Below are 21,810 nucleotides of genomic sequence, written 5' to 3'. Positions count from 1 at the left end.
GTTAACGGCCCGAAAGATTTTTTTGTGCACTGCAACAAAGATATTGCAATGCACAAAATTTGCCTTTATATTGACATCATACATGAACGAGACGGCTTTCTGTCAAAGCCGCTGCCGCTGAAAGGATGGAAAATGTCCAGGACCAAGACTGCCGAGACCATCGAAAACGTTGAATTCCCGAGCTTCGACGCTTCCAAGGCCACCGACCAGATCCGCGCTTTCGCCGAAAAGGGCGTTGAGCAGTCGAAAGAGGCCTATGCCAAGCTCAAGACCGGCGCCGAGGAGACCCAGAAGGCTCTGGAGTCGACCTACGAGACCGCCAAGACTGTTTCTAGCGACCTGTCGCTCAAGACCATCGCGGCACTGCGCGCCAATGCCGAAGCCGGTTTCTCGCATCTCGAAGCCCTTATCGGCGCCAAGTCGCTGTCGGAAGTCATCGAACTGCAGACCGCCTTCCTGCGCAAGCGCGTCGAGTTGTCCGTCGAGCAGGCCAAGGAGTTGCAGGCTGTCGCTTCCAAGGCGGCCGAAGACGTCTCCAAGCCGATCAAGACCGCCTTCGAGAAGGCGATCAAGGACATTAAGGCTGCCTAATATTTACGCAGGATCAGGAGATGCAACAAAAGGTCGCATTTTCTTCAAACTGATCAAGCGTATGATGCCAGCCATCAAGGAATACCCGGCGAGTGGAACCTCCTCCCTCTGCTCCCCGGGGTGACCAGCCAGCACCTCCTCCCGCTGGCTCGTAACAGGAAAAGGCCGGCACCTCCTCCCGCCGGCCTTTTTCTTTGCCCGGTGGATACCGACCGCACATGTGGGGAAGTGGTCTTTGCTTCGCAAAAGCCTTGAATTAAAATCCATAAGCCCGTAAGGACGCATCGCCGAACGACAGAGTGGGTCAAGTGGAACGCGTTTCCGACGAGATCACGCCCAGGCAAATGTGCCGTTGTAGCTCAGCTGGTTAGAGCGCCGGATTGTGGATCCGGAGGTCGCTGGTTCGATCCCAGCCAACGGTACCATCGGCTTATTCCCTAAGTGGCTGTTTTTGCTTTGCAAAATTCTGACTGCCGGCTTCCATGCCTGCCCTGAAGGCGATTTTGTGTCACAAATCGTGCTACCTATTGTGATACAAATGGCCTCTGCGAGGCCATAGGACGAAGGCGCGAAGAGGAAGATCGTGCTCGCTACCTCCACTTGAGGGGCGGCTATTTCCATTGCCGACGAAGGGGCCCTGCAGAGGTCAGGGCTCTTGGTGATCGCGGCCAATTCTTCAGTCCGGTCGATGCGGGTACATGACTTGCGGCCGAACTCGACGAGGACGGCGATACCCTATTCGGTTTGGCCGATCTCGGTTTCGGCTATCCTGACCTCGGCAGCTTCAGCCTCTCGGAATTGCAGTCGGTTAGCCTGCCATTCGGCATGGCGATCGAACGCGATCTCCTGTTCGTGGGTGGTTGCCTATTTCGGCTTATGCCGAGGCTGCCCGGGCAACTGGAAGCATCCCGCAGGGCGAACAGATTCCGCGAGCCGCTGCCGACGGGCAGTGGCGCGCGGGAACTATGCATCGAATCGAAGCGACGCGGCCTGCCAATTCAGTACGCGGCGCTTGGCTGCCCGATTCAGCGAAGTGGCCGTGCCCGTCGAGCATCTGCCTCTTCAATGTCGCGTATCGATCGCGGGATGTATTCGTCAGTGGGAGGACCTAGGACTCAAAGTCACCGATCTCCCCAAATCACCGCCCAAAAAGATCAGGCCGCGCCAGGCTGAGCCGTTGCACGGTGCGCAACACTTCGCGCAGATGCGCAGTCATGCGGGCGCCGGCCTGCTTGACCTCGCCGGTCTCCACGGCCTCGAAGATCGCCGCATGCTGGGCCAGCAGCGTCTCGAGATGGCCGGGCTCGGGCAGGCTGAGGTAGCGCACGCGGTCCATCTGCAACTTGACCACCTGGATGACCCGCCAGCTCTTCGGCAGGCCGGCCTCCTCGCACAGGCTTCGGTGGAACGCCTCGTCGAGCTCGAGGAACAGCTCGCGGTCGCCTTCCGCCACAGCTTTCGCCTGCATGGCGAGGTTGGCTCTGACTGTAGCAACGAACCCCTCAGAACCATGCCCGGCGAGTTTTTGCACAACCGAAACTTCGAGCGCCTCGCGAATGAACTGCGCTTCCTCGACGTCGCTTAGCCGGATCGGAGCGACGAAGCTGCCGCGCTGCGGCAGGATGTCGATCAAGCCCTCATCGGCAAGCCGGATCAGCGCTTCGCGCACCGGCGTGCGGCTGACGCCGAGTTGCTGGGCCAAATCCTGTTCGCTCAAGGCTTCGGACGGCAGCATCACGAGCGTCGTAATGGCACGGCGCAGGCGCTCGTAGATCTGCGGCGAGATCGGCATGCGGTTGTTGACCGGCTCCAGCAGGCGCGACGGCTCGCGTGGCGCGGCGCCTTTGTTCCTTGGGGACCTAGTCTCCCCCGAAATCTTCCCCATGACGAATCCGTTCTGCGGCTGCCAGTGCGGCTCCGGTCATGACACTGCGCACGCCGCAACTCAAGCGCCAAGCAACAATCGGGACCGTTGTTGACATACTACCATGGTAGTGTGTAGAACGCCACTCGGCTAGGGAGAGGAGCCGGCATGAAGATCACGGACATCAAGGCCACCACCGTCACCGTCCCGCTGGAAGCAGCACTGCGGCACAGCAACGGCACGCATTGGGGGCGCTTTGTCCGCACCGTGGTCGAGGTCGAGACCGACGAAGGCATTGTCGGCCTCGGTGAGATGGGTGGCGGCGGCGCTGGCGCCGAGCTGGCCTTCGCCGGCTTGAAGCCCTACCTCGTCGGTCACGATCCGTTCGATCTCAACCGCATGCGCTACGCCATCTGCAATCCGACGGCATCGCTCTACAACAACCGCACGCAGTTGCACGCAGCGCTCGAATTCGCTTGCCTCGACATCATCGGCAAGAAGCTCGGCGTGCCGGTCTACCAGTTGCTTGGCGGACGCGTGCGTGACTCGATCGGCTTCGCCTCTTATCTGTTCTTCCGTTATGCCGACCGCCGCAACGGCAAGGGCGAGGTGCGTACAATCGAGCAATTGCTCGACCACGCCCGTGCCCTGAAGGCCGAGCATGGGTTTTCCGCCCACAAGCTCAAGGCGGGCGTGTTTCATCCCGACTACGAGCTGGAGTGCTACAGGGCGCTCGCCGCGGAATTCCCTGGCGACACGCTGCGCTACGATCCCAACGCAGCCCTGTCGGTCGAAGAGGCGCTGCGTTTCGGCCAGGCTATCTCGGGCCTCAGGAACGACTATTTCGAGGACCCGACCTGGGGGCTGGCCGGCATGCGCCGCTTGCGTGAAAAGCTCTCCATTCCGCTCGCGACCAACACCATCGTCATCGATTTCGAACAGCTCGCCACCAATGTGCGGGATCCCGCTGTCGATGTGATCCTGCTCGATACCACCTTCTGGGGTGGCATTCGCGCCTGCGTGCGCGCCGCCCAGATCTGCGACACGTTCGGCCTCGGCATCGCGGTGCATTCCTCGGGCGAACTCGGCATCCAGCTAGCCACAATGCTGCATCTTGGCGCCGTGCTGCCCAATCTCGTCTTCACGGCCGACGCGCACTACCACCATCTCGCCGACGACATCATCGTCGGCGGCAAGATGCGCTACGAGAACGGTGCTATCGCCGTGCCAGAGGCACCGGGCCTCGGCGTCGAACTCGATCGCGACAAGCTGCAGACATATGCCGAGCTCTACCGCTCGCTGGGCGGCTATGCCTATGACCGCGATCCCGGCCGCCCAGGCTGGTATCCGCTCTTACCCAACACGAATTTCGCCGACCATCGAGACGCCGCCGTGCCCGATCTCGGGCTGGGGTGATTTTTTCGTTCGAAATGGTCGGTGGGAGGACGCTATGACTTTCAACAGGAGGAGAACGAAAATGAGCAGAACCAGAACAACTGGAAGAACCTTGCTTATCGCGGCGCTGCTTTCTTGCACAGCCCTTGCCACGACAGGCGCCCAGGCCGAGGACGGCGTCGCCAAGGGCGACACTTCGGGCAAGAAGATCGCCTTCAGCAATTCCTATGCCGGCAATTCCTTCCGCCAAGTGATGATCAAGAGTTTTGAGGAGATGGGCGCCAAGGCCGTGGCCGACAAGCTTATCGCGTCGACCACCGTCGTCAGCTCGAACAATTCAGTGACCGAGCAGGCCTCGCAGATCGAGAACCTGATCCTGCAGGGCTATGACGCCATCATCGTGCTTGCCGGCTCCGACACCGCGCTCAACGGCGCTATCAAGGATGCCTGCAACGCCGGCATCACCGTCGTCGCTTTCGCCAGCGGCGTTACCGAGCCTTGCGCCTACGTCGTCGACTACAATCTCGATTCCTACGCCAAGGCCGAACTCGATTTCATCTCAAGCAAGCTCGGCGACAAGCCGGCCAACATCCTCGAAATCCGCGGCATGGCCGGCGACGGTTTCGACAAGCGCCTGCATGAAGGCGTCGAGAAGGCGATGAAGGCTCACGCCAGCTACAAGGCTGTCGGCGAGGTCTATGGCCAGTGGACGGCGACGGTGGCGCAGAAGGAAGTGTCGGGCATCCTGCCATCGCTGCCGCAGGTCGATGCGGTGCTGACGCAGGGCGGCGACGGTTATGGCGCCGCGCAGGCATTCAAGGCCGCCAACCGGCCGCTGCCGATCATCATCATGGGCAACCGCCAGGACGAACTGGCGCTGTGGAAGCAGGAGCACGACGCCGGCGGCTACGAAACCTTCTCGCTGGGTGCGACGCCCAGCGTCTCCCAGGTCGCGTTCTGGGTTGCGCAGCAGATCCTGGCCGGCAAGCAGGTGCCGAAATTCGTCGAAGTGCCGCTGCTCCAGATCAATCAGCCGGATCTCGACGCGTGGCTGAAGACAGTTCCCGAGGGCGGCGTGGTCAATGCCGAGTACCCACAGGAACTGGTGGCCAAGATCATCGACGCCAACGTAAAGAAGGAGCCCCTGCCGGGCGTTCCCGCGCCGAAATGAGCAGCATGGCTGAATGATGAACGATCCCACGCCGCCCAGGACGGACACAGCCACTGCAAGTGATGCGGACAGCCCCTTTATCGAGGTGCGCGATGTCCGCAAGCACTATGATGCCGTGCATGCCCTGGGCGGCGTGGATTTTCATCTGAAACCCGGCGAGGTCGTCGGCATCGTCGGCCACAACGGCGCCGGCAAGTCGACGCTGATGAACGTGCTGGCCGGCACGGTCGAGCGCAGCAGCGGCAGCTTTCGCCTTGGCGGGAGCGAGATTGGCGCCTGGAGCCCGGCCAGAGCCCAGCAAGCCGGATTGCGCTGCATCTTCCAGGAACTGTCGCTGTGCGCCAACCTGACGTCGGCGGAAAACACCCGCATCGTGCACAGGCCCTTGCGTGGTCTGGGCTGGCGCCGGCGCGCGCGCCAGGTGATCGGCCCGGCGCTGGACGAGATATTCCCCGGCCATGGCATCGACCTCGACAGGAAGGTCGCCGACCTGCCGATCGGCGAGCGACAGATGGTCGAGATCGCCCGCGCCTTCACGCAAACCGACATCGGGCTGCGCTGCGTCATTCTCGACGAGCCGACGTCGGCGCTTGGCCATGAGGCGACGGAACAATTGCTCGCCCATATCTGTCGCGCCGCAGGACGCGGTATCGCCTGCATCCTGATCACCCATCGCCTGAACGAGATCCTCGCCGTCTGCGACCGCACCGTGGTCATGGTCGACGGCAAGGTGGTTGCCGAGCGGCCGACAGCCGGCCTGTCGCGCGCCGCATTGGTCGAGCTGATGGGCAGCATCGAACGGCCGCACGACCGTTCCGTCGGCAAGGCGGCCCCGACGCAAGCCCCGGTGATCCGGCATGCCGGCCGAGACACCGCCGATCTGACCATCGAAGTTGGCAAGGGCGAGATCATCGGCTTCGCCGGGCTTGACGGTCACGGCCAGCGCGACCGGCTGCGCGCCATGTTCTATGCCGCGCGCGGCCAACGGGAAGCCTTACCTGGTGCCTATGTCGCCGGCGATCGCGGCTCGGAGGGCGTCTTCGCGCTGTGGTCGATCGCCGACAACCTGACCATCCGCAGCCTCAATGCGCTGACCCGCGGCGGCATGATCTCGAGCGCCGCCGCCCGCAAGCTGGCCGGCAACTGGTCGGACCGACTCAGGGTCAAGGCGCCTTCGATCGACACGCCGATCCTGTCGCTGTCCGGCGGCAACCAGCAGAAGGTGCTGTTCGCCCGAGCGCTGGCCTCCGACGCGCAAGTGATCTTTCTCGACGATCCGATGCGCGGCGTCGATGTCGGCACCAAGCAGGAAGTCTACCGGCTGATCCGTGCAGAGGCCGAGAGCGGACGTTCCTTCGTCTGGTACACCACCGAGCTCGAAGAACTCACCAATTGCGAGCGTATCTATGTCTTCCGCGAAGGCCGCGCCGTGACCAGGCTGGAAGGCGACGCCATTGAGACCGGCCGTATCCTGCAGGCGTCATTCGGAGGCGAGCATGTCTGACGCGGCTGCCCGTGTTGCTGCCCGTTCGTCTTCCCAGGCGCGCCCGGCCTTGCTCAATGCCCTGCAGGTCGGCCTGCCGGCGATCGCGCTGCTGGTCATGCTTGCCATCATCTTCAGCATTCGCCCGGCGGCGATGAGCTATTTCGGCTTCCACCTGTTGTTCAAGCTCTCGGTGCCGCTGGTGTTCGCCGCTCTGGCGCAGATGATGGTGATCGTGCTGGGCGACATCGATCTTTCGAATGGCGCCTTTGTCGGGCTGGTCACCTGCGTCACCGCGCTCTATCTGCAGGACGCGCCTGCGCTCGCGCTGCTGTGCTATCTAATCCTCGTCGCCGCCTATGCCGGCTTCGGCCTGCTCATCCACTCACGGCAATTGCCGTCGATCATCGTGACGCTGGGCATGTCCTTCATCTGGCTTGGCATCGCCGTCATCCTGCTGCCGGCGCCGGGTGGCTCGGCACCGGCATGGCTGGCTTCGTTCATGAGCTGGCAGCCGCCTTTGATGCCGCTGTCGATCTGGCTGGCGGCGCTGGCCGCGCTCGCCGGCCATCTCGTCATCTCGCGCTCCTCCTATGGCGCGGTGCTGCGCGGCGCCGGCGGCAATCCGCGCGCCGTTGAGCGCGCCGGCTGGTCCGTTATCGGCATCCGCGTCGCGGTCTATGCCTCAGCCGGCCTGCTCGCCTGTCTGGCCGGGCTGACGCTGACCGGCCTCACCACATCGGGCGACGCCAATGTCGCGCCGGCCTATACGCTGCTCGGCGTCGGCGCGGTGATCCTTGGTGGCGGCGCTTTCACCGGTGGTGTCGTCTCGCCGGTCGGCACGGTGATCGGTGCGCTGACACTGTCGCTCGCGGGCTCGCTTTTGTCCTTCCTGCAGGTGCCGCCGACATGGCAGATCGGTGCCCAGGGCATTATCCTGTTTCTCGTCCTGGCCGGGCGGGTGCTGTTGTCGGAGCGGGCGCGATGACCCGAAGGTTGAGCCTCGCGCCGTGGACGTACGGCTTCGTCGTGGCGCTCGCCATGTGGGTGGCAACATCGGCCTATTCGGGTATCGGCAGCGCCGGCGCCACGCTTTCGGGCGCGCTGGCCTTCGGGGCTTTCAGCGTCGTGGTGGGAACCGGGCAGATGTTCGTGGTCGCCTCCGGACCGGGCAATATCGACCTGTCCGTGCCATCCGTGCTGACGCTCGCCGCCTATGTGTCGATGACGGTCATGCAAGGGGCCGATGGCATGCTGTTGCCCGGCCTGCTTGCAGCACTTGCCGTCGGCGCCTTCGCAGGGGCCGCGAACTTCCTTGCCATCGTCGCGCTCAGGCTGCCGCCGATCATCGCCACGCTTGCCTGGAGCTTCGTCTTCCAGTCGCTTGCCTTCAATCTCGGCGGCCAGGCGACGCTGAAGCCGCCGGCAGGCCTTTCCCGCTTCACCTCGTTGAGCCTGGGGGGTGTGCAGGTCATGCCTATAGTCGTGATGGCGCTAACCCTCGTTGCGATGTTTGCCCTCAAACGCACGGTCTGGGGCCGGCAATTGCTGGCCACCGGCCAGAGCGAACCGGCGGCGCGGCTTGCCGGCATCAACGTCGCCCGGGTGCGGCTGATGGCCTATATGCTGTGCGGCACGGCCGCCGCGCTAGCCGGCTTCCTGCTTGCCGGCTTCAGCGGCGGGGCAGCCCTCAACATGGGCGATGCCTATCTGATGGAATCGATCGCCGTGGTGGTGCTTGGCGGCACCAGCGTCGCCGGTGGACAGGCCAACGCCATCGGCATATGGGGGGCCGCATTGTTCTTCAACCTGATGTCCACCATGCTCAACACCTTCGGCATCCAGGCAGGCGTGCGCTTCCTTCTGACCGGCGTGCTGATCATCCTGATCGTCGCTCTGGTGCCGAGGCCGCGCGTCAGATGACATCCGCCACCGACACCCTCGCTGACCTGTTCGAAACAAAGGCGGTCTCCTTAGTCGACCTGACACATCCGATGAAGCCTGGCATGCCGGTGTGGCCGACGCACCCGCACTACTGCCAGAAGATGGTGGAATCCTACGACCGTGGCGACGTCGCCTGCAATCACGCACTGGCCATGAGCGAGCACACCGGCACGCATTTCGACGCGCCGGTCCATTTCATCCGCGGCGGCGCCGCCATCTCGGACATTCCGGTCGAACGGTTCTTCGGCCGCATGGTGACAATCGATGCTCGTGGCTGCCAGCCCCGGCAAGCGGTCGAGCCGGGGCATGTGTTCGCTTTCGAGGCCGAGCATGGCCGCATACAGCAAGGCGACGCCGTGTTCTTCCATTTCGGCTGGGACCAATTCTGGGACGATCCGGCGCAGCACGCCGCGTTTCTCGCCGACTGGCCCGGCCTGTCGCGGCGGACCTGCGAATTGCTGGTCGAGCGTGGCGTGCGCATTGTCGGTTCGGATTGCCTGTCGGTCGATTGTTTCGGCAGCGAGGATTTCCCGGCGCACAATACGCTGCTTTCGGCTGGCGTCCTGATCGGCGAGAATTTCGCCCGGCTAGGCGAAATGCCGCCGCTGTGTTTCCTGATCACGCTGCCGCTTCCGATCGAGGGCGGCACCGGATCGCCGCTGCGCGCCGTGGCGCTGGTCTAGTCTAAGAAAAATCCAGCTGAACCTTGAGCGTTCGCTGCGGTTCCCGCTCGATCAGATCGAAGGCAGCGCGCGCTTCCGACGCGGCGAAAACCTGCGTGATCATGTCTTGCGGATCGAGCCGCTTGTCGGCTAGCCATTCGACGACGCGCGGCAACAGCCGGCGGTTCAGGCGGGAACCGACGATGGCCAGTTCCTTGCGCACCACTTCCTGCTGGCTGAGGTTGGACGGGGCATCCGAAAAGCCGAGCAGGCCGATGCGGCCTGCCGGACTGGCCAGGCGGCAAGCCTCGTCCAGAAGGGCGGGAATGCCGGCGCCGTCGATGACCAGCGTCGGGCCAAGGCCATCATTTTCAGTGCGCACCGCGGCCGGCACCGGATCGCGTACGGAGTGGATTACCCTGTCGGCCCCGAAGCGAAGCGCTCGCTCTAGGCGCGCTTCATCGATATCGGCCACGATGCAACGGGCACCCTTGAGCTTGGCGACCTGCAGCACGGTGACGCCGACCGTGCCGGCGCCATAGATCAGCACCGTGTCCTCGGGTCCACAGCCGGTGCGATCAAGCACATTGGCGGCGATGGAAAACGGCTCGGCCAGTGCCGCCAGCCCAAACGGCATGTTCGCCGGAATCGGTATGGCATTGGCAGCCGGCACTGCCACGAAGCCGCGAAAACCGCCATCGCGGTGAACGCCCATCACTTCGAGATTGGCACAGACATTGGAGCGGCCGACCCGGCAGGGATAGCAGTGGCCGCACGACACCACGGGATCGACCACCACGCGGTCTCCGGCCGCGATGCCGGTCACATCGCGGCCGAGCGCGGTTACGGTGCCCGCGAATTCATGGCCGATGATGCGCGGATAGACGGCGAACGGATTGGAGCCGTGCAAGATGTGAATGTCGGAGCCGCAGATGCCAGCCCGGCTGACATGCACGACGACCTCGCCAGGATCGGGCGCGGGCATCGCGCCCTGCCGAACTTCCAGCAACTGCGGGGTCCGGACAAGGATCTCAAGCATGGTCACTCCAACTGGTATACTAGTCGACAATTGCTCATAGCCAGCCGATCGTCAAGTTGGTCCGCGACGACAGGCGCCCTGATGTGGCGCTCGAAGCGGAAAAGGCCGGGGATAATTGGACAAGCGGCCCTTCATCGCGCCGCCGCGAAGAAAGCCGGCGGTGGGTATCGCGTTCAGGACGGATCGTATCGGGCAACCGCTCCCGGTTTGGTTACGGTCAGCGCGCCAGCATTCAGGCCAATCGCCCGATCGCCTCGCGATCGCGCGGCGCCGTCGTCAAGGCGCGTCGTCCGTTATTCCGCGGCGGCCACTCCGCTTGCGAAGCATCTCAGCTATCTGCGTCATGTTGCGCCTGCTCAAGGGCGAACAGCTTTTTTTGAGGCTCAGGCCCTCATACCCGTCACCATGCGGCTTGACAGCTTTCTTTTTTGTATCCAATATCCTTTATAAAAATGAGAACCAAGGGGAATGGTATGAAACTCACCAGGAATGTTGCGCGCGGCCTGTTCGCATTGACGGTTGCCTTTTCGGGATTGGGCGCGATGGGGGCTCTCACGGCCCAAGCCGAGGAAGTCGCCTCGAAGATCGAGGGAACGGTATATTTCCTTACGCCCAATTCCCAAATCACGCGGTTTGAAGCCTATGACAAACCGGGGATGGATGAGGCACTGAAGAAATACGCTCCCGATCTGAAGCTTGTCGTTCTGAGCGCCGACAACGATCCGTCGAGGCAACTCGAGCAGGCCCAGGCAGCGGTGACCCAAGGCGCCAAGGCAATCATTCTGGCGCCGGCTGTGCCCAATCAAAGCCAGGGCATTGTGCAGGTGGCGCACGACGCCGGCATTCCGATCGTCGGGTATGCCTACAATTCCGACAACAGCGACATCGACTACTATGTCACCGTGCCGTTTGAGCCGATCGGCGAGGCGGCTGCCAATTTCGCGGTCAAGACGCTGGCCGATGCCAAGAAGCCGATCCGAATTGGCCTGATTACGGGCGATCCATCCTTCTTCTTTGACCGCGAGATCGTCAGCGGCACGGAGAAGGTCCTCGCCCCCCTGGTTCAAAAAGGCGAGGTCGAGATCGTCTGCAAGAGCGACAACCTGCAACTTTCGGAGGAAAATGCCCGCGTCGCGACGGACGGTTGCCTGCAGCAGGCGGGTGGCGATATCGACGCGTTCCTTGTCCATAATGACAGTTCCGCGAACGGCACCATAGCCGCGCTGGCGGCACAGGATCTGCTTCGAAAGGTCAAGGTTTTCGGCGGCTATGACAGTCAGGCCGGGACGATCCAGCATCTTCTCGCCGGCAACATCGAGAACGATATGGTGCCGCCATATCGTGCGATGGCCGACAGCGCCGTCCGGCTGGTCGTCGCCCTTCTCGAAAAGAATGGCGAAGAAAAGAAGATGGTGAACGGGACCTACGATAACGGCATGAAGGCGGTTCCGGCGATCTTCAACGAGAACGTCTTCATCACCCGCGACAACGTGCAGGCGGAACTGATCGACAAGGGAATTCTGACACGCGAGGAAGTCTGCGCGGGTCCCGCCGTCAAGAGCGCCTTGTGCACCAAGTGACGGTGAGCGCGATGGGTTCCACAAACACGAACAGCCAGCCCGTTCTCGAACTCATAAATATCAGCAAGCACTTCGGCGGCGTCCACGCTCTCGAAAGCGTATCCCTGGCGGTTCGTCCTGGAGAGGTTGTCGCACTGGTTGGCGACAACGGCGCCGGAAAGTCGACCTTGGTCAAAACCATCGCCGGCATCAACATGCCCGATGCCGGGGAAATGCGGGTCAATGGCGCAAAAGTCAGGATCACCGCGCCACATGATGCAATGCGGCTGGGTATCCAGACCGTCTATCAGGATCTCGCCTTGTGCGACAATCTCGATACGGTCCAGAACCTGTTTCTGGGGCGTGAACTGCAGGGCGGGATACTGACCGCTGGCCGTTTGCGTCGTGCCGACATGGAGAGCCGGGCGCGGAAGGTGTTGCGCGAACTGGGGGTCAGTGCATTGCGCGACCTCACGGTGCCGGTGGGCAGCCTCTCGGGGGGCCAACGCCAGTCGGTCGCCATCTGCCGCTCGGTGCTCTGGGAACCGAAAGTTGTATTGCTCGACGAGCCGACGGCGGCGCTGGGGGTCGCCCAGCGCAAGGAGGTCATGGCGTTGATCATGCGACTTCGCCAGACCAATCATGGCGTCATCGTCATTTCGCACGACCTGGCCGATGTACAGGAGATGGCTGATACGGTTGTCGTCCTGCGGCTTGGTCGCAAAGTGGCTGAATTCAGCCGTGGAACGTTCTCGCGCGACGATCTGGTCTCGGCAATCACCGGTCTGTCCGCATCAGCCGCCTAGGAAAGCCCATGAACAATTCAAAAGGCCTGCGGATAAGCAAGGGGGCCAATTTGCAAAATGATCGTACACGCTCCCGGGATCTGCAGAGACGGATACTGAGTGGGATCAGCGGCAAGTATCGGTTTATCCCCGTCCTTATCGCGATCGCGCTCGTCTGGGCTTTCTTCTATGCGATGAACGACCGCTTCCTCTCACCGCGAAACCTGACGAACCTCGCCGTTCAGATCGTTGTGACGGCCATGCTGGCGCTGGGTCTCGTGCTCGTTCTCATCGTGAAGGAGATCGATCTTTCGGTGGCCGCACTTAGTGCGGTGGCATCCGGTGTCATGGGTTATCTGTTGGTCACGGTCGGCCTTCCGTCGTGGCTGTGCCTGTTGGCGGCAATTGTCACGGGATCGGCGGTCGGCTTGGTCCAGGGTCTGATCATCTCGAGATTCCGGGCGCCCGCTTTCATCGTTACCCTAGGCACCTCGCTTGCCATGCAGGGCGTGCTGCTGATGCTCTTGCCGAGGAGCGGGTCGATCCCGCTATCGGGGACCGATATCCAGTGGATCGCCAACAGCTTCTTGCCGCCGATGGCCGGCTACCTGCTTCTGGCCATCGGTATCGGCGTGGTTGCCGCGCTCCTTGTCCAGTCGTCAAACCACAAGAGGCGTCTCGGCATCCATCAATCAATCCCGAGCAATGTTTTGCTGCCAATCGCGGCTCTGAGCCTCGCCGGCGGTCTCGTCGTCGCCATTCTCAATCTCGATCGCGGCGTTCCAACGCCGGTGGCGATATTGATCGTTCTCCTCTCGATCATGGCCTATGTCACGACCCAGACGAAGTTCGGCACCTATCTCTACGCCATTGGCGGAAACGTGGAGGCCAGCCGGCGCGCCGCCATCAATGTTGGCCGGATCCGCATTTACACGTTCATCATCGCTGGCGCGCTGGCCGGCATTGCCGGCATCATCTCCGCGTCACGCACATTGGGGGTTTCCGCTCAATCCGGCAGCGGAACGCTCTTGCTCGAGGCGGTGGCCGCGGCAGTCATCGGCGGGGCCAGCCTTTTTGGCGGCCGTGGGTCCGTATGGGCAGCCCTCCTTGGGGCCTTGCTTATCGGCAGCATCACCAATGGGCTTTCGCTGCTCAGTGCGCCCACCGAGATCAAGTACCTGGTTCAGGGGTTGATACTGGTGCTTGCCGTCACCGCCGATGGGCTCCTGTCGCGGGATGCAAAAACATGAACTTGCCGACGCAACTCGGTTCGGCCGCGGCGTTAGCCGGGTGTGCAGCAGTGTATTTCGAGGAAACACGGTGAAAATTCTAGGGTATGCAAGTCATGTGAGCATCCAGCCGGGCGGTACGATCGATTTCCAGGTCAGTGCGGCCCAGGCGCCATATTCAGTCGAGTTTGTTCGGCTGCATGGCGTCGCCATCAATGGCGATGACCAATCAGTGAGAGAAGAAAGCATTGGCAACGCGGCGGCCGGTTTCTACGAGGGGCGGCTTCAGGACCTTGATCCGGGTTCGTACGCGATCGTGGTGCCAACGTTTTCCCCGGTGATCTCGACTTTTGGTTTCGAGGTCTGGGTCCAGCCAACTCTCAAGGATCGCGAGTGCCAGACAATCCTGGCTGTCGCCACCGACCGGACCACGGCTTCCTGGTCTCTCGTCATCGCGAGAGACCAGCTTGAACTGCGCGTCGGCTGGGGAGAAGACGCCAAGGTTCTTTCCATGAACCTCGATGACCACGTGGGGAAGTGGATCCATATCAAGGGCGGGCGCAGCGATCGCGGCATTGCCCTTGAGTTTGCCGTCGATGGACTATGGCCATCGCAACGTTTTGGGCAAACGCGATTTCTCGCACTGCCGGATACGCCGGAGCCCGCCCGAGTCGATCGCATTCTCATCGGTTCAAACCTGGATGAGCGCGACCGCCCTGTGGACCGGTTCAACGGCCGGATCGACAATCCCTCGGTGTGGTCCGCACCCGGAGAGGGGGCAAGGCCGATCGCGTCATGGGACTTTGCGTTGGGGATCGACACACTGATCGTCACCGATGTTTCAGGCAACGACCTGCATGGAACGCTTGTCAATCGGCCGGCTCGCGGGGTTCGGGGTCATCTGTGGAAAGGAACGAAGGTCCGCTATCAGGAAAATCCATCCGAGTGGTCCGCTATCCATTTCCATGAGGATGATCTGAACGATGCACGATGGGAAACTGACTTCAGTGCTACGTTTCCCGAGGCGACGCCGAGCGGCATTTATGCCGCCAAGCTCACACAGGGCGACCAGGTCGAGCATCTGCCCTTCTACATCCAGCCGACCGAGCGATCCAAAAACAAGGTCCTGTTTCTGGCGCCCACGAACACTTATCTCGCCTATGCCAACGAGCACCTGGGATACGGTGAACGTGGCGAGGCTCACCAAAAGCGCATGCGTGACAAGATCCAGCTCAATGAGACGGATGTTTTCGTTCATACGCACCCCGAACTGGGGCTTTCGATTTACGATCGGCATGAGGATGGCAGCGGGGTCATGCATTCCTCGTGGAAGCGGCCTGTCGTCAATTTTTCGCCCAACTACATCACCTGGCTCAACGCCGCGCGCCGGCATTTCGCGGCGGACTTTTACATCACCGGCTGGCTGGAGAGATCCGGCGTCGGTTTCGACGTGGCGACGGACGAGGACCTGCATCGCATGGGCCTGGAACTGCTGGCCCGCTATGATGTCGTTGTCTCGGGATCTCACCCGGAATATCCGACATCGCTGGAGATGGATGCGCTGAAGGCCTATGCCGGACAGGGCGGGAGCCTCATGTATCTCGGCGGCAATGGCTGGTATTGGGTGACGAGCTATGACGGCGACGACACCATGACGCTGGAGTGCCGGCGCGGCTATTCGGGTGAGCGCAACTGGACGTCTCATCCGGCTGAGTTGATGCATGCCACGACCGGAGAGATCGGAGGCCTCTATTCGCACCGAGGTCAAAGCAGCCGCCTGTTTTTCGGCGTCGCATCGGCCGGCGTCGGCTGGGGCACGGCTTCGGGCTATTCTCGCACGCAGGACTCGTATAGTCCCGACCTCGCCTTCATGTTCGAGGGCATCGGCGATGAGATGATCGGTGACTTTGGCTATGTCCTCGGGGGCGCCGCGGGCGACGAGTTGGACAGCGCTGACTTCGCCGCCGGGACGCCGGGCAATGCCCGCGTGATCCTGAGCTCGCGGCACAACGATACCTACTATCCGTTCCTCGAGTCCGTCACGCAGGTCGAGCCAAATGTCAGCGGACCGAACAACCCGAATGTCAGGTCCGATGTCGTCTTCATCGAAACCGGTGCTGGTGGCGGGATATTCTCCGTCGGGTCGATCTGTTGGGCCGGATCGCTTGCCTACGACAACTACGACAACAACGTCGCGACGCTCACGGGCAACGTGCTCCGTCACTTTCTGCGGGAGGCGTAGGCCACTCCGTTCCGAAACGGAGTTGAGCTTTTCGTCCAGAGTTTTCGAATTGCCGGGAAGGTCAGGGCTAGACTCGAAATATTGGATATTGTAGATTGGATATAGTGATGGCGTAAGGTATGCCATCGAACGCAAGAGGAAAAAATGAACAACTGGACTGGGGTGTTTCCCGCCGTAACCACCAAGCTGAATCAGGACGGCTCGATCAATGTACAGGCTAATCAGTCTGCCATTGACAGGCTGATCGCCAACGGGGTTTCAGGCGTGATCGTTTTGCCGATGCTCGGCGAAAATGCCTGCCTCACTCCTTCCGAGAAGGAACTCGTCATCCGCAGCGCGCAGGAAGCGGCTGGCGGGCGGGTTCCAGTTCTGTCCGGACTTGCCGAGATCACCCAGGCCGACGCCAATTCTCGTGCCCGCGAATTCGAGAAACTTGGTGTGGAGGGCCTGATGGCGTTCCCCACCCTTGGGTACAAGTCCGATGCTCGAGAGACAGCCGAATGGTACAAGAGTCTTGCCAGGGCCAGTGGGCTGCCGATCATGATATACAACAATCCGATCGCCTACGGTGTCGACGTTACCCCTCGGGTTTTGCAGGAACTGGCCGACTCGCCGACCATCGTAGCCGTCAAGGAAGAGACCGGCGATGTCCGCCGCGTGACCGACATGTATGTCGCGCTCGGCAATCGGTATCAGATTTTCTGTGGCGTCGACGATCAGGTCGTCGAGAGCGTCGCGCTCGGTGCGGTCGGCTGGGTGTCGGGCATGACAAATGTATGGCCCAAGGAATGCGTCACGCTGTTCAACCTTTGCAACCAGGGGCGCAAGGATGAGGCGCTGCAGCTTTACAGGTTGCTGACGCCGGCTTTCCATCTCGATACTCACGTGAAGCTCGTCCAGTACATCAAGCTCTCCGAGAGCCTGGTCTATGGCGCGCCCGAGTGGGTGCGTGGACCGCGCCTGCCGCTCGTTGGCGACGAGCGGGAATTCGTGACGCGTACCATCAAGGACGCGATCAAGCGGCTCGAAAACTACTCGCTGCCGCAGGCCGCATGATCTCTGGATCATCATCATGATCTTCGGATCGTCATATTGAGAAGAACCGGCGGACAGTGGCACTAGCTTGTCCGCCGGTTTATCGCCGAATTCTGAAGCCGGAGTGAGCCAGGTGCGTTCAAAGAAATACGATTATATTGTCGTGGGATCTGGAGCGGCCGGTTCCATTGTCGCCGCCCGGCTCGGCGAGGACCGTAATGTCAATGTTCTCGTCCTCGAGGCAGGGCCGCACGACAATTCGATCTATGTTCGCATGCCCGCCGCAATGTCCTATCCGCTGACTGACAAAAAGCGGACGTGGGAATTCGAAACGGGGCCCGAGGCGGCTCTCGATGGCCGCATGGTCACCCATCTTCGCGGCAAGATGCTTGGCGGCTCGGGATCCCTGAATGGCATGGTCTATGTGCGGGGAAATCCACGCGACTTCGACCGCTGGGCGGAAAATGGTCTGCCCAACTGGTCCTATGCCCACTGCCTTCCCTATTTCAAGAAACTGGAATCGTATGACAAGGGAGGCAATGAATACAGGGGCGGGCAGGGGCCAATACGGATCACGACGCTGAAGGCCGAGCTCGAGCCCTTCCGTGCGTTCCTGGAAGCCGGGCAACAGGCCGGGCACCCGTTGAGCGAAGACTACAACGCCTATCGCCAGGAAGGCGTCCACGCCTATCAGGCCAACATCGACAATGGCATCCGCGCGAGTGGGGGCAGAGCCTATCTTCGCCCGGCCATCAAGCGCGGCAATGTCGAGCTGCTTTTGAACGCCCTGGTTCACAAGGTCGATTTCAGTGGGCGGAAAGCTGTCGGTGTCACCTTCGAGAAGGATGGCGTGGTTCAGTCAGTTGAAGCCGAGCGCGAGGTTATCCTGTGCGGTGGTGCCTTCAACTCGCCGCATGTGCTTCTCCTTTCCGGTGTTGGTCCCGCCGCGGAACTTGCCGCGTACGGCATCAAGGGCGTGGCTGACGTTCCCGGTGTGGGAAAAGGCTTGCAGGATCATGTCGCCGTATCCGTCAAGTATCGTGCCTCGCATCGAGGCGTGTCTCCGGCGGTCGACATGAACCTCATCAAGATGGCGTTCATCGGCGCACAATGGCTGTTCTTCAGAAAGGGCTTGGGCATTACCAATCTGTGGGAAGTCGGCTCCTTCTTCAAAAGCAGCGATTCCGTCGAGTATGCCAACATTCAGCACGAGTTCCTGCCGATGCTCGGCGAGCTGATGCATGGAAAGGTCAACATCGAGGAAGGATTCCAATATCAGGTGTGCCTTGGCCGGCCGGAAAGCCGAGGAGCGGTGACGCTCAAATCGGCTGACCCGAGGCTGCACCCGTCAATCGTGTTGAATTATCTCCAGCAGCAGCAGGACAGGCGGAATCTGATCGACGGGGTTCGTCATACCGACGAGATCATCCAACAAAGGGGTTGGGATAGCATCCGCGGCGAAGCCATCGTCCCCGGCCTGCGCAAGAAATCCGACGAAGAGGTCTTCTCTTGGCTCAAGGAGAATATGGGGACGCAATACCATCCGTGCTCGAGTTGCCGGATGGGCAATGACGACATGGCTGTCGTTGATGACGAAGGTCGGGTCCATGGTGTCGAACGCCTCCGGGTGATCGACGCTTCGGTCATGCCGCGCATTCCCAACGGCAACCTCCACTGCCCGACAATGATGATCGCCGAGAAGATGGTCGATCGCGTGCGAGGTCGCCAGGCGCTGCCACCGCAAGTGGCGCACTACGCCGACGAGAAGCGCTTGGGCTGAAATCCACAGGAGGGCGATCGCCCGCGGAGCCGGACTGCCTGGCCCACGCCATGCTTCACAAATGATTTGACTGCGAATTTATTATATCCAATATCCATTATAAAAGAGTGAGTGAACCAACACGAAAGGGGAATGACATGGCGAAAGAACCGAAGACGTCTATGCTTGAAACAATCCAGCTCACCCGACGTACCGCGCTGCTCGGCCTGGCAGGGGCCGGCCTTGGAGTGTCGACCGGGCGACTGTTCGTAACGCCAGCCCGTGCGGCGGTTGGCGGCTCATTGCAGATCATGGCGTGGGAAGGCTACGACATGACGAATGAGCTGCGGGAGTGGCGGTCGACCAATGGTGTCACCGCGGAAACCTCCTCGATAGCGTCTCAGGACGATGTCCAGGCCAAATTCATTGCCGGCAATCCTCCTCCCATCGATCTTGCCGAATATAATCAGGCCTACAGCAAGCTTTATATCAAGGACATGAAGATCGTTTCGCCAATCGATATGTCCAAGATACCGAACTACAACGCGGACAATCTCTTTGACGTATTCTTTGACAAGCCGACATGGTTCTCGGACGGCAAGCATTGGGGGTCGCCCTACATATGGGGCTTCAACACCCTCCTCTATAACTCCGACATGATCAAAAAACCCGCGTCCTACAAGGATCTGCTGGACCCGAGCCTGAAAGGGAAGATCGCGATAATGGACGATGCGACGGGCAACTGGCCGTTGATCGCCCGCCTGGTCGGCCTGGGAGACAAGTATCCTCTGCTGACCCGCGAGGAGTTAGCCAAGGCGTTCGAGAACTACGTCCTGTATCGAAACCAGGCACGCCTGATCTCGATCAATCAGGGCGATGTTGCGAATTTCGTGGCGTCGAAGGAAGTCGCGGCGGTTCTTGTGGCGGATCCGTCAATCATCACGCAGGTGCGCGCGCAAGGCGTGCCGCTCGAAATGGCGATCCCCGAGGAAGGCCCGGTGCTATGGGTCGACGCTTGGTTCATTCCCATATCGGCCGACAACATCGATACCGCGCACGCGTTCATCAACCAGTCTCTCGATCCTCAGATCCAGGCCAAGGTCGCGACGGCGGTCGTACAGGCGCCGGTCTCGAAGAAGGCCGTCGAGCTTCTGGATGCCGACGCCCGCAAGCGGATCGACTATTCGAAGATCAACGAAATATTCGCGTCTGGCTTGCCGGGTATTCCCCCCGTCGACGATGATGGCGAGCACGCGACCTATGCGGACTGGGTCCAGGCCTGGCAGGAATTCAAGGCAGGCTTGTAATCCACCGTAACCAGTCGTCGGGGCCGGTCGGCGAGACCGGCTCTTGCGCTTTCTTGTCAAAGGAATTGCGATGACTCCATCACAAAGAACCGGAGGCGTTCTGGCCGCGCCGGCGGCAATCTACATGCTGTTGTTCTTCGTGGTGCCCGCTATATTGCTGTTCTCCTATAGTTTCTGGATGTCATCCGGCTTCCGCATCGTTCCAGACTTTGTGCTGACCAATTACATATCGGCGCTACGATCGCCGCTCTTCCTGCGAGTGACCTACAACGCAATCGTAATCGGTCTGGTCACCGCGTCCGTAACGCTCTGTCTATCGATCCCTGTTGGATATTACCTGACCTACGTCGCCAGATCGAAGATCATCTTCTATCTCGTTCTCGTCACGTGGTTCTCCAGCTACCTCGTCAGAATCTACGCCTGGCGCACATTGCTTGGCACCAATGGCCTGCTCAACGCGGTGTTGCTTCAACTCGGAATCGTCGACACACCGGTCCAAGCGTTCCTGTTCAGCCCATTTGCGGTCGCGATAACGCTGACCCACATCTATCTGCCATTCGCGATTCTGATGGTCGTTTCGGCGATGAGCGAGATCAAGGCGGAACTTATCGAGGCATCGCGGGATCTCGGCACATCGGCTTTGGGGGCCTTCTTCCGGGTTGTCGCTCCCAACGCCGCGCAAGGCCTTATCGGCGCCTTCATGCTGACATTCATCCTTGTGGCAGGTGATTACGTCACGCCGCAGATGGTGGGCGGATCCTCGGGCCAAACGACCGGCCTTCTTATCGCGGATCAATTCCGAAAGACCGGCAATTGGCCGCTCGGGGCCGCCCAGGCCTTTCTCATGTTCCTTGTATCGCTGGTCATCTATGCACTCGTGCTTGCCCTGGGCCGCCTCACGGGACTCATTCCGGCCAAGCGTAAGACCAAACCTGCCAATGAGGTTGCGTGATGTTGCTGAAGGCGGTCGTCTACGCGACCTTGGCATATCTCCTGATTCCGCTCGTCGTAATCGTCTTGTTCAGCTTCAATGCGGAGCAATCGTTTTCCTTTCCTATCAACGGTTACAGTCTGAGATGGTACGCGCTGATCTTCGAGGATCCGCAGCTTGGCCAGGCTCTTGTCAAAAGCCTGATGATCGCCACGGCAACAGCCATCGTCACCCTTGTCCTTGGCACGGCCGCGTCCCTTGCCTGGCTGCGGCTAGGCAGGATTGGCCGAAGCGTTCTCGAAATCCTGTGCATCACCCCGATCGCCCTGCCTGGTCTCTTCCTGGGTGTCTCTTTGCTCGTCTTGGCCGCGCAACTGGGCGTCCGTCTTTCGACGGTCACGATCGTCGTTTCCCACGTCGTTCTATCCGTGCCGACGCTCATGATCGCCATGCGGGCCCGGCTTGCGCTGTTCGATCGAACACTCGAAGAGGCCTCCCGTGACCTTGGCGCCTCGCAGATCGGGACATTCAGGAGGGTAACGCTTCCGCTGATCGCGCCGACCTTGATCTCCTGTGCGATCCTGAGCTTTGCCCTGTCGTTTGACGAGTTCGTCGTCACGTCATTTGTTGCCGGCACCGAAACCACCTTGCCCATGTACATCTGGTCGATGATGCGCCGCACGGTCACGCCACTGATCAACTCGGTCTCGACGCTCGCCCTTTTGTTCTCGATCGCCGTCATGGCGATCGGCTTCCTCGTCGGGCGGTTCAGGCGAGCATCGGCCCTGTCAGAACGCGCGTCCTCTTGAGGCTA

The 21,810-nt window shown here is 61.1% G+C and carries 18 protein-coding genes, 1 tRNA gene and 2 pseudogenes; 19 read left to right on the top strand and 2 right to left on the bottom strand.

The features are described 5' to 3' along the window. Positions 1-132 precede the first annotated feature (132 nt). The 3 genes and pseudogenes from MesoLj_RS32570 to MesoLj_RS36465 all read left to right on the top strand — a co-directional run. Positions 133-591 (top strand): phasin, encoded by a 459-nt coding sequence (locus tag MesoLj_RS32570; RefSeq protein WP_056566362.1) that lies wholly within the window; start codon positions 133-135, stop codon positions 589-591. Between the two features lie 348 nt (positions 592-939). Next, a tRNA-His gene (locus MesoLj_RS32565) sits at positions 940-1,016 on the top strand. Positions 1,017-1,191: 175 nt separating this feature from the next. Beyond that, a pseudogene (locus tag MesoLj_RS36465) lies at positions 1,192-1,517 on the top strand (DUF2958 domain-containing protein); the annotation flags it as partial. A gap of 212 nt (positions 1,518-1,729) precedes the next feature. Here the strand turns inward: MesoLj_RS36465 and MesoLj_RS32555 are convergent. Continuing rightward, the gene (locus MesoLj_RS32555) at positions 1,730-2,383 is read right to left on the bottom strand and encodes a GntR family transcriptional regulator (RefSeq protein WP_244735242.1); all 654 of its coding nucleotides are present in this window, start codon (positions 2,381-2,383) and stop codon (positions 1,730-1,732) included. 240 nt (positions 2,384-2,623) lie between these two features. Between MesoLj_RS32555 and MesoLj_RS32550 the strand changes: the two genes are divergently transcribed. From MesoLj_RS32550 to MesoLj_RS32525, 6 genes are all read left to right on the top strand, one after another. Further along, the gene (locus MesoLj_RS32550; RefSeq protein ID WP_202323904.1) at positions 2,624-3,871 is read left to right on the top strand and encodes an enolase C-terminal domain-like protein; all 1,248 of its coding nucleotides are present in this window, start codon (positions 2,624-2,626) and stop codon (positions 3,869-3,871) included. A 61-nt stretch (positions 3,872-3,932) separates the two neighbouring features. Beyond that, positions 3,933-5,021 carry an ABC transporter substrate-binding protein gene (locus MesoLj_RS32545; protein WP_140774850.1) on the top strand — a complete coding sequence of 363 codons (1,089 nt, stop codon included), beginning with the start codon at positions 3,933-3,935 and terminating at the stop codon, positions 5,019-5,021. 13 nt (positions 5,022-5,034) lie between these two features. Continuing rightward, positions 5,035-6,525 (top strand): sugar ABC transporter ATP-binding protein, encoded by a 1,491-nt coding sequence (locus MesoLj_RS32540; protein WP_244735241.1) that lies wholly within the window; start codon positions 5,035-5,037, stop codon positions 6,523-6,525. 97 nt (positions 6,526-6,622) lie between these two features. Next, a complete protein-coding gene (locus MesoLj_RS32535; RefSeq protein WP_446720341.1) occupies positions 6,623-7,492 on the top strand; it encodes an ABC transporter permease in 870 nt (289 codons plus the stop codon). Then, positions 7,489-8,427: an ABC transporter permease gene (locus MesoLj_RS32530; RefSeq protein WP_202323902.1), complete on the top strand. Its 939-nt coding sequence runs from the start codon at positions 7,489-7,491 to the stop codon at positions 8,425-8,427. The genes MesoLj_RS32535 and MesoLj_RS32530 overlap by 4 nt, the downstream gene beginning before the upstream one ends. Beyond that, positions 8,424-9,131 (top strand): cyclase family protein, encoded by a 708-nt coding sequence (locus MesoLj_RS32525; RefSeq protein ID WP_140774853.1) that lies wholly within the window; start codon positions 8,424-8,426, stop codon positions 9,129-9,131. Before MesoLj_RS32530 ends, MesoLj_RS32525 begins: the two co-directional genes overlap by 4 nt. 1 nt (position 9,132) lies before the next feature. Here the strand turns inward: MesoLj_RS32525 and MesoLj_RS32520 are convergent, their stop codons facing one another. Beyond that, complete coding sequence (locus MesoLj_RS32520) at positions 9,133-10,149, bottom strand: Zn-dependent oxidoreductase (protein ID WP_202323901.1); 1,017 nt, start codon at positions 10,147-10,149, stop codon at positions 9,133-9,135. A gap of 81 nt (positions 10,150-10,230) precedes the next feature. On the opposite strand from MesoLj_RS32520, the pseudogene MesoLj_RS36900 reads away from it, so the two are divergent. The 10 genes and pseudogenes from MesoLj_RS36900 to MesoLj_RS32475 form a co-directional block, all read left to right on the top strand. Beyond that, positions 10,231-10,491 (top strand): annotated as a pseudogene (locus MesoLj_RS36900) (type VI secretion protein); the annotation flags it as partial. 131 nt (positions 10,492-10,622) lie between these two features. Next, positions 10,623-11,729: an ABC transporter substrate-binding protein gene (locus MesoLj_RS32515; RefSeq protein WP_202323900.1), complete on the top strand. Its 1,107-nt coding sequence runs from the start codon at positions 10,623-10,625 to the stop codon at positions 11,727-11,729. An 11-nt stretch (positions 11,730-11,740) separates the two neighbouring features. Next, positions 11,741-12,514 (top strand): ATP-binding cassette domain-containing protein, encoded by a 774-nt coding sequence (locus MesoLj_RS32510; RefSeq protein WP_202323899.1) that lies wholly within the window; start codon positions 11,741-11,743, stop codon positions 12,512-12,514. An 8-nt stretch (positions 12,515-12,522) separates the two neighbouring features. Beyond that, positions 12,523-13,743, top strand: coding sequence for a sugar ABC transporter permease (locus tag MesoLj_RS32505; protein WP_202323898.1), 1,221 nt, complete (start codon positions 12,523-12,525; stop codon positions 13,741-13,743). A 97-nt stretch (positions 13,744-13,840) separates the two neighbouring features. Next, positions 13,841-15,964, top strand: a complete 2,124-nt coding sequence (locus MesoLj_RS32500) for a N,N-dimethylformamidase beta subunit family domain-containing protein (RefSeq protein WP_202323897.1) — start codon at positions 13,841-13,843, stop codon at positions 15,962-15,964. 144 nt (positions 15,965-16,108) lie between these two features. Then, the gene (locus MesoLj_RS32495) at positions 16,109-17,020 is read left to right on the top strand and encodes a dihydrodipicolinate synthase family protein (RefSeq protein ID WP_202323896.1); all 912 of its coding nucleotides are present in this window, start codon (positions 16,109-16,111) and stop codon (positions 17,018-17,020) included. Positions 17,021-17,132: 112 nt separating this feature from the next. Then, positions 17,133-18,779, top strand: a complete 1,647-nt coding sequence (locus tag MesoLj_RS32490) for a choline dehydrogenase (protein WP_140774859.1) — start codon at positions 17,133-17,135, stop codon at positions 18,777-18,779. Between the two features lie 137 nt (positions 18,780-18,916). After that, positions 18,917-20,065 (top strand): ABC transporter substrate-binding protein, encoded by a 1,149-nt coding sequence (locus tag MesoLj_RS32485; protein ID WP_140774860.1) that lies wholly within the window; start codon positions 18,917-18,919, stop codon positions 20,063-20,065. A gap of 43 nt (positions 20,066-20,108) precedes the next feature. Next, the gene (locus MesoLj_RS32480) at positions 20,109-21,017 is read left to right on the top strand and encodes an ABC transporter permease (RefSeq protein WP_244735240.1); all 909 of its coding nucleotides are present in this window, start codon (positions 20,109-20,111) and stop codon (positions 21,015-21,017) included. Next, positions 21,017-21,805, top strand: a complete 789-nt coding sequence (locus tag MesoLj_RS32475; RefSeq protein ID WP_202323895.1) for an ABC transporter permease — start codon at positions 21,017-21,019, stop codon at positions 21,803-21,805. Before MesoLj_RS32480 ends, MesoLj_RS32475 begins: the two co-directional genes overlap by 1 nt. Positions 21,806-21,810 lie beyond the last annotated feature (5 nt).

The sequence above is a fragment of the Mesorhizobium sp. 113-3-9 genome (assembly GCF_016756515.1).
Lineage (GTDB): Bacteria > Pseudomonadota > Alphaproteobacteria > Rhizobiales > Rhizobiaceae > Mesorhizobium.
The sequence above is the reverse complement of the archived record's forward strand: the minus strand, read 5'-3'. Positions and strand labels throughout refer to the sequence as shown.